This window comes from Vannielia sp., from assembly GCF_029212645.1.
GTDB lineage: Bacteria > Pseudomonadota > Alphaproteobacteria > Rhodobacterales > Rhodobacteraceae > Vannielia.
In genome coordinates, this window is sequence record NZ_JARGND010000063.1 from 1 (window position 1) to 12242 (window position 12242).

Sequence of the window (12242 nt, forward strand, 5' to 3'; positions counted from 1 at the left end):
CGACATCGGTGATGGCGGCTTGGTCCAGGGCGCGCTGCAGATCGCCGGAGCGGCCCAGGGTGAGGTTGCGTCGTAGGCTGGCATTGAGGAAATGGGGGGCTTGTGGCATCCAGCCGATGCGGGCGCGCCAGCTATCGGCGGTGCTGTCAGAGAGCGGCTTCCCGGCGACAGTCACCTCGCCGGAGAGTGGCACAAGCAGGCCCACCATGACCCGCAACGCCGAGGTTTTGCCCGCGCCGCTTGGCCCCACCAGCGCCACGCTTTCCCCCGGTTGCACAGTGATATCCGGCAGCGCGAGGCCACCGGGCAAAACGCAGCCGCGCAACGACAGGCTGGCGGGGCCGGAGAGCGGCGTGGCCGTCCCGCCCAGCCCCAGTAACCAAGCGGTTTGCGACGCCTCCCATGCCTTGAGATCGGCCAACACGGCATCGGCGGCGGCCTTGTCATGCCAAGCGGCGGAAAGATCACGCATAGGCTGGTAGAACTCGGGCGCGAGCAGCAGCAGAAAGATCCCGGCCTGCGCCGAAAGGGCGCCGCCCCATGTGCCAAAGCTAATCGCCTCCAATAGCGAAAAGCCGACGTAGACAGCCACCATTGCCACGCCGATGGCGGAAAACAGCTCCAAAACGGCGGACGAGAGGAAAGCCACGCGCAGCACGGCCATGGTGCGGGTGCGCAGATCGCCTGCCTGCGCGGCGAAGCCTTCAAGCACCGCTTCGGAGGCCCCGAGGAGGCGGATATCGACCAGTGCGGAGAGCCGCTCGACCAGAAGATCATTGAGGGTGCCGATCTCGGCCATCTGGCGGCGGCTGGCCTCGGCGGCGGCCATGCCGACCAGCGTCATGAAGAGCGGGATGAGCGGGCCGGAAATGAGCAGCACCAAGGCGACCGCCCAGGACTGCCAGAGCGCGAAGCCGAGGATCACCAACGGCACCACCATCACGCGGGCGCGCGCCGGGGCGTAGCGGGTGAGGTAGGGCACTAGTAGATCAAGCTTTTCGCCCGCGAGTGCGGCGATGCTGCCTGCGCCACCAAAGGCGCTGTCATCGCCGCGCCGCGCCTCGCATGCCACAATGTGTGCACGGGCGGCGCGCACCACACGCATGGCGGCGTTGCCAGCAATGCCATCGGCGATGAAGGACAGAAACGCCCGCACCCCCCCAAGGGCGACAAAACCGCCCACGAGCAGCCAGGCAGAAACCTCATCCCCGGTGAGCAGGCCGCCGAGCGCCAAGGCGATGAGCGCGGCCTGAGCGGGCCAGATCAGATTGGCCAGCACAGAAAGCCGCGCCGAACGCGCCTGCCCTGCGCGACCGGGGGCAAGCCAATCGTCGGGGGCGGCGGCCGCCGCATCGGGGCATTGGCGATCTGGTTGGGGGGGCAAGCGTGGCCTCTAAAGTTCACTCTGACATACCAGATATGGCGCTTTCGCCAAGCGTGATCTGATCTGGATCAAGCACCGCGCCCCACAACGGGAAAGAGGCACGAGAACGCGGCGTCAGCCTTCGGCGTCGGGTTCGGCGGGCTGGGCACCGGGGATGGTGCCTCCAAGGCTATCGCGCAACTGGCGGGCCATCTCAAAGAAGGGCTCGGCGTTGGGGCCAAGGGCCTGGCGGATGGTTTCATCCACGGCTTCCCATGCCTCAATGATGCCGGTGAGCAGGACCTGTCCCTTTTCGGTAAGCTCCAGAACGTGACGGCGGCGCGAGGTGGGATCAACCCGACGGGTAATATATCCGTTGGCAAGCAGGCGATCTGTCATCGTGCTCATGCTGGCGGAGGACACGCGGAAAGCCGAAGCAAGATCAGACTGTGACGCCGGGCCGATCCGGCCCATTGCCTCCAATATGCGGGCCTGACGGGGCAGGATGCTCAGCGGGGCCAGCCGGCGGCGCAATTCCGCCTCTACGAGGTCTGCACTGTGGAGGAGGCCGTGGAAGTCGTTCTGTGGCTTTTTCATGTTAATAGTTAATATCCTATCATTTTGGCGGCTGCAAGGATAACGTGGCCCTGTATCCCCAATCGCAGAGGCTGAAATGCGCGCTTACAACTCCTCGAAACTGACGCTCTCCCTGATTGTGGCTGGCGGCGGTATGGCCAGCTCTGCTACCGCACAATCAACCGGCATCGATCAGGCAAGCGAAGCGGATCTGGCGCTGATCGCCAATTTCTTCACCTCAGCGGATGTGGTGGACGGGCCGATCCTTGTTGATTGCACCCTGTCGGGCGGCACGGAAACGACCTGCTTTTCGATCACCGTGCGCCCCAATCCGCTGGATTACACCCCGGGTCCCTGGTGCCCGACCAACATTTCGGACGGGGCGGACAAGGGCGGCATCTGGTTCCTTGAGGGCGAAGCGGTAGATGTGGACGGTGAATTCATTGCCAATCTCGCGGAGACCTATGGCGATAGCGAATGGCAGCTTTTTGACCCGGATACCGGAGATGTGAGGTTTACCGGCACGCTCGAAGCCTGTGAAGCAGCGGCGCGGCCCGATGTGGACCCGGACTATGAAAACTACTGCGTGCAGTGCTTGCCGGAATACATGCCCGAAGGTGCCACGATCACCTATGTGATCCCGATGAAGCCCTTTCCGGTGTTGCGCGGCACGCCGACCAACTTCGGCGGCTCCGGGGTGGCGCTGAACGGCGTGCGCCTTGATGGCCCGGCCCCGGTGGACGCGATCCTTGGCGCGCATACCATTGCGCCGTTCGATGATTGCGGCGGCCATGTGAACACCCATGTTGGCTATCACTACCACGCCGTGACCGACTGCCTGCACGGCACACCCACCACGTTGAAATCAGCCGACCTGGCCGAAGTGGCAAAGGAAGGCGGGCAGATCGGCATTGCGATGGACGGCTATCCGATTTTTGCGCATCTGATGGAAAATGGTGAGGAACCTGAAGGGCTTGACCAGTGCTTTGGCCATGAAACCGAGGCCCTGTCTTACCATTATCATGCCGGTTCTGCGGGCTCGAACCAGATTTTGGGATGTCATGCGGCGGAAACCGGATGCGTGCTCGTTGAAGGGCAGACGGTTTGCGATGCGAGCCGTCGCCCTGCTCGCCCGTGAACGGGTGGAGCCTACCTGAAATAACAAAGAGCACTTCAACATGACATTGAACCTGCTGCGCGTAACAACCCTGTCCCTCATCCCCATGATGGCCCTGCCGCTGGCGGCCACGGCACAGGACACGAGCGCCCCTGCGTCCTTTGAACTGGCCCAATCCAAGGGCGGTCCACAGGGCGGACGCCCGCCGCGCGAAGCCTTTGAAGCCTGCGAGAGTAAGGCCGTGAACGACGCCTGCACGGTTTCGCTGAACGGCGGCGAGACACTGGAAGGCACCTGCCAGGAGCCGCCGCGGGGCCGTGACAACGCGATGGTTTGCGCCCCCAAAGGCGGCCGGCCCAAGGGCTGATCCAAAGGGCGGGCGGGCAGGGGTGACTGCGAATTACCGCATGAGCCACCCGCCCGATCCCAACTGCCCGGCCAGCGTGAGACCGCCCCGGCCGGGCCAAACACCGAACTGCGGTCTTCCTCATGATGTGATATAAGCTGCCCAGCCCATTGCCATGAAAACAATGGTGCGCAATCGGAGCGTGTAAATGCCTGAAAAACGGTATCTTTTACAAAACTGTCAAGAAGCCCGCTGATAAGGCGGCTGTCAGTGAAAGAGTTTGACCGTCCGGTAAAGGACGCGCATCCTATGGCAAAACACGATCCGACCATCAGAGAGGAAGACCATGACCAAGATTTTTATGACCACGACCTGCCTTGCCGTGCTGGGCCTTGCACAGGCGGCCTCGGCCGATACGCTCCGTCTGCTGACATGGGGCGGTTACGCGCCTGATGAGGTTGTCGAGATGTTCGAAGAGCAGACCGGCCATACCGTTGAGGTGACCAAATCCAACAACGAGGAAATGATCGCCAAGCTGCGCGCCACCGGTGGCGGTGGTTTTGATCTGGCGCAGCCTTCACAAGACCGGATCATGGGCCCGCAGATGGAGTTTGGCATCTACAAGCCGATTGATGTTTCAAAGTTGAACCAGGATCTTTTCATCCCGTCGATGCTGAAGGCAACGATGGAAAACACCACCGTGAACGGTGAGGTTTATGGTGTGCCGCACGTTTGGGGCACCTCGGGCCTTGTGATGAACACCGCCGAGGCGGGCGAGGTGGTGAAGGACTACACTGACCTTTGCGCCTCCGATGTGGCTGGCAAGGTGTCTTACCGCCTGAAGCGCCCGACGCTGATCGGCTTTGCCTTTGCGATGGGCGAAGATCCCTTTGCGGCTTACGGTGATGAGGCCAAATACGCCGAGATCATGGGCAAGGTTGAGGCCAAGCTGATCGAGTGCAAGGCCAACGTCAAAACCTACTGGGGTGGCGGCGATGAGCTGATGAACCTTGTGCGCTCGGGCGAAGTGACCGCCGCGATGGCATGGGACACCGGCGGTTGGAAGCTGAACGAAGACAACGCCGACATCACCTTTGTGGCCCCCGCCTCGGGCGCGCTTGGCTGGATCGATACCTTCGTGCTGCCCGCCAAGGGCCAGGCCGATGATGTGGCCTACGAGTGGATCAACTTCGTGATGCAGCCGGAAATCTCCGCCAGAATCACCGCCGGGGCTGGCAATTTTACCGCCTCCGCCGGGGCGGATGAGTTTGCGGAAGATGCGCTGAAGGCCAAGTATCAGGCCAGCTTCCCGGCGGAAGCCGTGGATAACATCAAGTGGTATCCGCCAGTGCCTGCCGGGCTGGAATCCATCGAAGGTGAAGTGCTGGACCGCGTTCAGGCTGCCAATTAACTTCAACTTCAAGGCGGCACCCGGCCAATCGGGTGTCGCCATACGAACGGACCCCCTATGACGCCCGATCTTGAATGTGCTGACCTGACCAAGCAGTTTGGCGAGACCACCGCCGTTGATAACGTGTCTTTCGCTGTCCCGCCGGGCAGCTTTTTTTCGATTCTGGGGCCGTCGGGGTGCGGCAAAACAACGATCATGCGGATGATCGCGGGCTTTCTTGATCCAACCTCGGGCGACATTCGCATCAAGGGAAAATCGGTGCTGGATACGCCGCCCAACAAGCGGCCGGTGAACATGGTGTTCCAGCACCTTGCGCTGTTTCCGATGATGACGATTGCCGAGAACATCGGCTACGGGCTGCGGCGGCAGAAGACGCCGAAAGACCAGATCAGCCGAAAAGTGGACGAAGCACTGGATCGCATTGGCCTGCCGGGGATTGGTGGGCGCAAGGTGGACGAGCTTTCGGGCGGGCAAAAGCAGCGTGTGGCGATTGCCCGCTGCATGGTTCTGGAACCGGACGTGCTGCTGCTGGACGAACCGCTTGGCGCGCTGGATTTGAAGCTGCGCGAGCACATGAAAATAGAACTGAAGGCGCTTCAAGCGACCTTTGACACGACCTTCGTTTACATCACCCATGACCAATCAGAGGCGCTGGTCATGTCGGACCAGATCGCGGTGATGAACGCGGGCCGGTTTGAGCAGGTTGGCACCGGGCAAGACCTGTATTACCGCCCCGATACCCCCTTTGTGGCGGGCTTCATTGGCGATGCGAACCGCTGGAAGGGCCGGATCGAGCGGGTTGAGGGCGCGGTGCTGGAAATGCGCACTGAGACCGGCCTTGCAATGCGGGCCACGGCTTCGAACGACCTGTCGGCGGGTGACATGGCCGAGATATTTGTGCGACCCGAAACGATCCGCCTTGCGGCCAGTGCCGACGCGCTTGCCGACTTTGACAACCAGTTGCAAGGCACGGTGACGAGCATCCTGTTCAACGGCGCGGCTTCACGGGTTTTGGTGCAGGACAGCGTGGGCGAAACGCTGGAGGTGACGCTGCCGCAATCGGGCGAGTTTTCGGGGCTGCATCGCGGTGACACGGTGCACATCGGCTGGGGCGCGGCGCAGGCCATTTGTTTTGGGGGGGGCGCCTGATGCGCTCTCATGCCCGCATCGGATTTGTGCTGCTGCTCACGCCGCTGGTGCTGTGGCTGGGTCTGCTGATCGTGATCCCGCACATTGATATGCTGCTGATTTCGCTGCGAGAGCGGATCAGCTTTGGGGTGTATGAGACGAGCACCGCGCAATACCAAAAGGCGCTGACCGAGCCGCTATATTTGCGCACCTTCTGGCGCACGGCTGTCATGTCGGTGCTGGCGACGGGGATCACCCTGCTGATCGCCTTTCCGGTGGCCTATTACATCGCAAAAATGGCCAAGGGGCGGTTGCAGCAGGTGCTGTTCATGTTTTGCCTTATTCCGTTTTATGTATCTGAACTGGTGCGCACCTTTGGCTGGATGATCCTGCTGCGCGAGACCGGGATCGTCTCGAACCTGCTGCAATGGACAGGCCTCGCGGATCAGCCGGTGGAGATGCTCTACAATGACGCGGCGATGATGGTGGGGCTGGTTTATACCTCGATGCTGTTCATGGTGGTGCCGCTTGTGACCACACTCGAAAGCCTTGACGACAGCGTGATTGAAGCGGGCTATGACCTTGGTGGCGGGGGCTTCTCGGTGCTGCGAGAGATCATTATCCCACACGCGATGCCGGGGATCGTTTCGGGGTGCATTGTGGTGTTCATGCTGTCGCTGGGCAATTATCTGACGCCCACCATGCTGGGCGGCAAAGATAGCCTGTGGTTCACCGAGATGATCTATAACCAGTTTATCGTGCGCTCGAACTGGGAGCTTGGCGCGGCCTTCGGCTTTATGCTGTTGGTGCTGTCGTCGGTGATTGTTTGGGGGATGCTGCGCCTGACGGGCCGCACCCTGCAAGAAACGATGGGCTAGGCCATGATCCCGACCATTCCGCAATCCCGCAGCTTTCGCCTTGTTTACGGCGGCTATGTGCTGCTGTTTTTCCTCTACCTCGCCCTGCCACTGACGGTGGTTGCCGTGTTTGCCTTCAACGACAGCCAGTTTCCCTCGCTGCCATGGCAGGGCTTTACCTGGAACTGGTTCTTTGGCGACAGCGATCCGCAGATCGGCGTTTTCCATGAGCGGGGCATCCTGCGGGCGGTGGGCACATCGGCCATTGTGGCGGGGTGCGTGGCGATGCTTTCGGTGGCCGTGGGCATGACCAATGCCTTTTTGTTCAACCGCTATGAGTTTCGCGGGAAGGGTGCACTTTATGTGCTGATGCTCTTGCCGCTGGTGATCCCCGGCATTGTGCTGGGCATCTCGATCCTGATCGCCTCGTCAACGCTTGCAAATGGGGTTTGGGATGTGGCGCAGTTGGACATTCAGGCGCTGCGGCCTGGCTTGTTGCTGGTGGTGCTGGGGCAGTTTTCCTTCATCACCACGATTGCGACGCTGGTGATTACCGCACGGCTGCAAAAGTTTGATCGCACGCTTGAGGATGCCGCGCTGAACCTTGGTGCCACGCGGCTGACGGCGGTGCGCACCATTACCATCCCCTTCCTCATGCCCGCCATGATTGGCGCGGTCGTGGTGGCGTTCTTGATGAGCTTTGAAAACTTCAACACCACGCTGATGCTGGTTGGCTCTGACGCGCCGCTCACCATTGCAATGTTTGACCGGCTGAAAGAGGGCTCGACCCCGCTGCTCAACGCCGTATCGCTGCTGCTGATGCTCGGATCATCTCTGCTGGCGCTGTTGGTGATCCTGTTCCAGCGCCGCTGAAGTGATGTTGGTCTTGTTCGGGGCTGAGCGCCGAGGTTTCGCTCTGCATATAGCGCACCTCTGAGCCGTTGTTACATGCGGCGTGGTAGAATTGTAGATCATATCCGCCGTTTGCGATGACGATTTTCGAGGGGTCGCCGGCAACCTTTCGACGGTTTTGCTGATGGGGTTTTTTGGCGCGGGTCGCCGGCTTGCACGCGCACGATTGTGTCGGCCTGCGGATCAAAGTTTGTGTCCTATCCAAAGACCTTCAGGCAGGTGGAATAGCTTTTCGCTAAATCAAACCGCCCGGCGAGGCTTTGGGTGGCGTCAAAAGATAGAAAGCGGGGCGCCTTGCGACACTGCCGACTGCCAACCATGAGGGACAGTTGCGCCGTGACAAGATCGTGCAACAGATAGGGACCGAGTTTCAAATCCGTCGCCCGCTTCGCTTTGCCACAGGTCAAATCGGCGCGAATCCGCGCCCTCTTGCTCTTTGCGCACTGTGACTCCCTTCAAACGCTCTTCAAACGTATTAAGTTCATCCCGAGGAGCATTGACGCATTGTAAACCCACATTCTCGTTGCATTAAATGTGCGCGACAACACGCGACAACCGATGTGCAGGATATCGCTTCAACATGGCCGTTATGTGATTGGCTGAGCCATCCAGAATGGAAAGTATTCGCATGAGAGATACGATAACACCTCTGGCAAGCAACCGGTCTGAGCATCGGGCCGCGACGCAGCATGACGTCCATGCCCCAGGGGCTGGAAAACGCGGAATTCGTAAGAGCTTGGAGAGATTCAACGCGCCTCCTTCGATGTCGAAATACAGCGAGATGCACGCTCTGTTTGAGGCGCATTCCTTTGATAAGCATTTCCAGCCGGGCAGCACCATTTTGCTGCACGGAGATCCAGCGGATGCCGTTTATCTAGTGGTTTCGGGCACGGTCCGGTGTTGTACTGTGGATGCGGAAGGACACCGCCAGATCTTCACCTTTACAAAAAGGGGCGAGTTTTTGGGCCTCTCGGATCTGGTTGTGTGGCATTTCACGGCGGAATCGGTGGACCATGTGATTGTGAAATCCCTGCCGCGAACGACGCTTGAGCAAGCACTTGCTGTCAATCTAACACTCCGTGAGGAAGTAAGAGCCCATATAAGCGCCCTCCTTCAACGCCGCGAGAAGCAGTTATTGGCGTTGATCAGCTCGAAAGGATGGGAGCGGCTTTATGAGTTTCTCAAGGACTTTGCCGCCAGCCGCTCGGGTGATGGCTATATTGCGCTGCCGATGTGTCGGCGTGACATTGGCGACCACATAGGGCTTTCAATGGAGAGCGTGAGCCGGGCATTTACAGAGCTAAAACGCCGGGGCCTGATCGACCTACATTCGCACGAGAAGTATAAGATTACCGGCGACCTTTGAGCCTGCTGCTTGATAAACAAACGGTGTGGCGCTGAGAGCGGCGCGCGGGATCCGTGGGCATTGTCAGCAGTTTTTTGCGCGTTCAAAACCGGCGGCAGCCAGCCGCGTATCAATTAATGGCGTGTATTTGCTACTCCCATCGGTTTGAGGATTGATTAAGGTCAATCGCAAAAAAGGCTTGTGGTAGTAGCCAAAGAGCAAACGCGCTCCAAGCGCGCTTTGCCAGATTTTCGGAAGGGTCATCTTATGGCAGACGTCACCCCACTACATGGCGAGGCTTCCCAGCGCACTGCCCCCGCAAAAGCTCGACGACGGAAACAACAAGATGTTGAACTCAAAACGGAAAATGGCCAAGAACCTCAACTTCACACGACCATGGAAGAGGCGCTGGACAAGGGTCTGAAGGCGGCGATTGCCAAAACAACCGCCGGGCTTTCGCCCATTGCGCTGGCCGCAGCTTATTCGGATTGGGTTTTGCACCTTGCAACCTCTCCGGGAAAACAGCTTCAACTTGTCGAAAAAGCGGCCAAGAAATCAACCAAGTTCGCAAGCTATGCCGCCACCTGCGCCACCCACCCGGATGCCCCTCAGACCTGCATTGAGCCTTTGCCGCAGGACAGGCGGTTCAAAAGCGAAGGTTGGAAAAAATGGCCCTATAACCTGATCCATCAGAGCTTTTTGCTGAACCAGCAGTGGTGGCACAACGCCACAACAGGCGTGGAGGGCATGATCAAGCAGCATGAGAACGTTGTGGAGTTTGCCGCGCGGCAAGTTCTGGACGTGTTTTCACCCTCCAATTCGCTGCTGACCAACCCCGATATCCTGCGCAAGACCATCAGCGAAGGCGGGTGGAACCTTGTGCGCGGCTGGCGGAACTTTGTTGAGGATGCGACGCGACAGAACACTGGCCAAAAGCCTTATGGCGCAGAGGAGTTTGAGGTTGGCCGAAACCTGGCAACGACTCCCGGCAAGGTGGTTTATCGCAACCGGTTGATCGAGTTGATCCAATACGCCCCGACCACCGACACGGTGCGCCCTGAGCCGATTTTGATCGTGCCAGCATGGATCATGAAATACTATATCCTTGATCTGAGCGAGAGGAACTCGATGGTGCGTTTCCTCACCGGTCAGGGGTTCACCGTGTTCATGGTTTCGTGGATGAACCCAGGTGCCGAGGACCGCGCAATTGGCATGGATGATTACCTTTCGCTTGGTGTTATGGACGCGGTTGAGGCCACCACGCAGATCACCCAAAGCAAGGATTTGCACGCTATTGGTTACTGCCTTGGCGGCACGCTTTTGTCGATTGCGGCCTCGGCCATGGCGCGGAACGGCGACATGCGATTGAAAACGCTCACCCTTTTGGCTGCGCAGACGGACTTTACCGATGCCGGGGAGTTGCAGCTATTCATCAACGATAGCCAGCTGACCTTCCTTGAGGACATGATGTGGAAACAAGGCTATCTGGATTCGACCCAGATGGCCGGGACATTCCAGCTTTTGCGTTCAAATGACCTGATCTGGTCTTATATGATCCACGATTATCTGATGGGTGAGCGCACCCCGATGATTGATCTGATGGCGTGGAACTCAGACTCCACGCGGATGCCCTACCGGATGCACTCGGAATACTTGCGCCGCCTTTATCTGAACAACGATCTGGCAGAAGGGCGTTACAAGGTTGGCGATGATCCTGTGACGGTTTCGGATATCCGCGCTCCGGTGTTCATTGTAGGCACAGAGCGGGACCATGTGGCGCCGTGGCATTCGGTCTATAAGTTCAACCTTCTGTCGGACACAGATGTGACCTTTGTGCTGACGAGCGGCGGGCACAATGCGGGGATTGTTTCGGAGCCTGGCCATCCGCGCCGCCATTACCGGATCGCCAGCACTACAAAGGACGCGCCCTACATCGACCCGGAGCGCTGGGTGGAAGAGACGGAGCCGACCGATGGATCATGGTGGCCCGCGCTCACCGATTGGCTGGCCAACAATTCCGGCAAGCTCACCACCCCGCCGCCGCTCGGATCGAAGGAGCGGGGCTATCCGCCGCTTTGTGACGCACCCGGCACCTATGTTTTTCAGGAGTGAGAGCGATGTGCGACACATTTCTTGATGGCACGCGTGGGCTGGTTCTTGGCATCTCCAATGAGCACTGGATCACGGCGAGCTGTGCGAGGGCGGAGTGATGTCTTGGGCCTGGCACGCTGCGAACCAACACAAAGGTAACGTCGTGAGCCTAGCGCGATATTTATTTCCGGAGAATAGGCGATGAATCGCATCGTGGTGTTTGTCGGTGGCACGAGGTGGTTGCGGGCAGAATACGCCGGAATGCTCAAGGAGCGCGGCTATGGCTGCATTGTCAAAGTGTCTTCGTTCAACGGAGAGAAGGGGCAGTTTGACCGGACGAACTACCCCGTTGCCAAGGCGTTGGCGCCACAGAACGCCGCGAAAGGGACCACGGTGAACGCGATAATGCCCAATACCTGGGACACCGCGACGGTGACGGAGGTGCCCGATAGAACCATCCAGTAGATCGTTGATGCAAAACTCGTTGGGCCGCTTGGCCAGCCAGCGGATATCGCGCGGAGGATGACGTTTTCGATGAATGTTGAGTTCGATCTGATCACTGGGGCGACGCTGAACGTAAACGGCTGCGGGTATATGCAATAGCGCGTTTGGTCAAAGGAACCTCACACCATGCAATTCATAGAAAACAAGACCTACGATGAGCTGAAGATCGGCGACACCGCTGAGCTGATCCGCAAGCTCACACCGAAGGACATCGAGATGTTTGCCCTAATGTCGGGCGATGTGAACCCGGCGCATGTAGACGAGCAGTTTGCCAAGTCTGACATCTTTCACAAGGTGATCGCCCACGGCATGTGGGGCGGCGCGCTGATTTCGGCGGTTCTGGGCACCGAGCTGCCCGGCCCCGGAACGATTTACCTCAGCCAGAACCTCAGCTTTCGCCGCCCGGTAGGCCTGGGAGACACGGTGACGGTGCGTATCACCGTAAAGGAGATGGAGTGAGCTACCCCCCGAAATTGGGACACTGACGTAAGCTGTGATTTGTTGTCTGCTGATCTTCGACACGAAGGAGATCAGGAATGTCGAAACGGAAGCAACATCATCCAGAGTTCAAGGCCAAGGTCGCGTTGGAATC

At 59.3% G+C, this 12242-nt stretch carries 13 protein-coding genes; 10 read left to right on the forward strand and 3 right to left on the reverse strand.

Annotated elements, in window-relative coordinates; genetic code table 11:
* The coding region (locus P1U55_RS14490) for an ABC transporter transmembrane domain-containing protein (protein ID WP_301048341.1) at window positions 1–1384 on the reverse strand (1384 nt) is incomplete at its 3' end.
* 114 nt (window positions 1385–1498) lie between these two features.
* Window positions 1499–1960 carry a MarR family transcriptional regulator gene (locus tag P1U55_RS14495; RefSeq protein WP_301048342.1) on the reverse strand — a complete coding sequence of 154 codons (462 nt, stop codon included), beginning with the start codon at window positions 1958–1960 and terminating at the stop codon, window positions 1499–1501.
* Between the two features lie 76 nt (window positions 1961–2036).
* On the opposite strand from P1U55_RS14495, the gene P1U55_RS14500 reads away from it, so the two are divergent.
* The 7 genes from P1U55_RS14500 to P1U55_RS14530 all read left to right on the forward strand — a co-directional run bounded on the left by P1U55_RS14500 (window position 2037) and on the right by P1U55_RS14530 (window position 9076).
* Window positions 2037–3077: a YHYH protein gene (locus tag P1U55_RS14500; RefSeq protein ID WP_301048343.1), complete on the forward strand. Its 1041-nt coding sequence runs from the start codon at window positions 2037–2039 to the stop codon at window positions 3075–3077.
* Between the two features lie 40 nt (window positions 3078–3117).
* Window positions 3118–3423 (forward strand): hypothetical protein, encoded by a 306-nt coding sequence (locus tag P1U55_RS14505; RefSeq protein ID WP_301048344.1) that lies wholly within the window; start codon window positions 3118–3120, stop codon window positions 3421–3423.
* A 325-nt stretch (window positions 3424–3748) separates the two neighbouring features.
* On the forward strand, window positions 3749–4813 hold the full coding sequence (locus tag P1U55_RS14510) for an extracellular solute-binding protein (RefSeq protein ID WP_301048345.1): 1065 nt from the start codon (window positions 3749–3751) through the stop codon (window positions 4811–4813).
* A 57-nt stretch (window positions 4814–4870) separates the two neighbouring features.
* Complete coding sequence (locus P1U55_RS14515; RefSeq protein WP_301048346.1) at window positions 4871–5962, forward strand: ABC transporter ATP-binding protein; 1092 nt, start codon at window positions 4871–4873, stop codon at window positions 5960–5962.
* Window positions 5962–6819, forward strand: coding sequence for an ABC transporter permease (locus P1U55_RS14520; RefSeq protein WP_301048347.1), 858 nt, complete (start codon window positions 5962–5964; stop codon window positions 6817–6819). The genes P1U55_RS14515 and P1U55_RS14520 overlap by 1 nt, the downstream gene beginning before the upstream one ends.
* Before the next feature lie 3 nt (window positions 6820–6822).
* Window positions 6823–7671, forward strand: coding sequence for an ABC transporter permease (locus P1U55_RS14525; protein ID WP_301048348.1), 849 nt, complete (start codon window positions 6823–6825; stop codon window positions 7669–7671).
* A gap of 802 nt (window positions 7672–8473) precedes the next feature.
* On the forward strand, window positions 8474–9076 hold the full coding sequence (locus P1U55_RS14530) for a cyclic nucleotide-binding domain-containing protein (protein WP_301048349.1): 603 nt from the start codon (window positions 8474–8476) through the stop codon (window positions 9074–9076).
* A gap of 63 nt (window positions 9077–9139) precedes the next feature.
* Here P1U55_RS14530 and P1U55_RS14535 read toward each other — a convergent pair whose 3' ends face one another.
* Window positions 9140–9319, reverse strand: coding sequence for a hypothetical protein (locus P1U55_RS14535; RefSeq protein ID WP_301048350.1), 180 nt, complete (start codon window positions 9317–9319; stop codon window positions 9140–9142).
* Window positions 9320–9451: 132 nt separating this feature from the next.
* Between P1U55_RS14535 and P1U55_RS14540 the strand changes: the two genes are divergently transcribed.
* From P1U55_RS14540 to P1U55_RS14550, 3 genes are all read left to right on the forward strand, one after another.
* Window positions 9452–11167 (forward strand): alpha/beta fold hydrolase, encoded by a 1716-nt coding sequence (locus tag P1U55_RS14540; RefSeq protein ID WP_301048351.1) that lies wholly within the window; start codon window positions 9452–9454, stop codon window positions 11165–11167.
* A gap of 180 nt (window positions 11168–11347) precedes the next feature.
* The gene (locus P1U55_RS14545) at window positions 11348–11611 is read left to right on the forward strand and encodes a hypothetical protein (protein ID WP_301048352.1); all 264 of its coding nucleotides are present in this window, start codon (window positions 11348–11350) and stop codon (window positions 11609–11611) included.
* 165 nt (window positions 11612–11776) lie between these two features.
* Window positions 11777–12109 carry a MaoC/PaaZ C-terminal domain-containing protein gene (locus tag P1U55_RS14550; RefSeq protein WP_301048353.1) on the forward strand — a complete coding sequence of 111 codons (333 nt, stop codon included), beginning with the start codon at window positions 11777–11779 and terminating at the stop codon, window positions 12107–12109.
* Window positions 12110–12242: the final 133 nt, after the last annotated feature.

Bases quoted from the DNA above. Each gene is read 5' to 3' on its own strand.
- P1U55_RS14495 (WP_301048342.1), bottom strand. From the start codon at position 1,960: ATGAAAAAGCCACAGAACGACTTCCACGGCCTCCTCCACAGTGCAGAC.
- P1U55_RS14500 (WP_301048343.1), top strand. From the start codon at position 2,037: ATGCGCGCTTACAACTCCTCGAAACTGACGCTCTCCCTGATTGTGGCT.
- P1U55_RS14505 (WP_301048344.1), top strand. From the start codon at position 3,118: ATGACATTGAACCTGCTGCGCGTAACAACCCTGTCCCTCATCCCCATG.
- P1U55_RS14510 (WP_301048345.1), top strand. From the start codon at position 3,749: ATGACCAAGATTTTTATGACCACGACCTGCCTTGCCGTGCTGGGCCTT.
- P1U55_RS14515 (WP_301048346.1), top strand. From the start codon at position 4,871: ATGACGCCCGATCTTGAATGTGCTGACCTGACCAAGCAGTTTGGCGAG.
- P1U55_RS14520 (WP_301048347.1), top strand. From the start codon at position 5,962: ATGCGCTCTCATGCCCGCATCGGATTTGTGCTGCTGCTCACGCCGCTG.
- P1U55_RS14525 (WP_301048348.1), top strand. From the start codon at position 6,823: ATGATCCCGACCATTCCGCAATCCCGCAGCTTTCGCCTTGTTTACGGC.
- P1U55_RS14530 (WP_301048349.1), top strand. From the start codon at position 8,474: ATGTCGAAATACAGCGAGATGCACGCTCTGTTTGAGGCGCATTCCTTT.
- P1U55_RS14535 (WP_301048350.1), bottom strand. From the start codon at position 9,319: ATGACCCTTCCGAAAATCTGGCAAAGCGCGCTTGGAGCGCGTTTGCTC.
- P1U55_RS14540 (WP_301048351.1), top strand. From the start codon at position 9,452: ATGGAAGAGGCGCTGGACAAGGGTCTGAAGGCGGCGATTGCCAAAACA.
- P1U55_RS14545 (WP_301048352.1), top strand. From the start codon at position 11,348: ATGAATCGCATCGTGGTGTTTGTCGGTGGCACGAGGTGGTTGCGGGCA.
- P1U55_RS14550 (WP_301048353.1), top strand. From the start codon at position 11,777: ATGCAATTCATAGAAAACAAGACCTACGATGAGCTGAAGATCGGCGAC.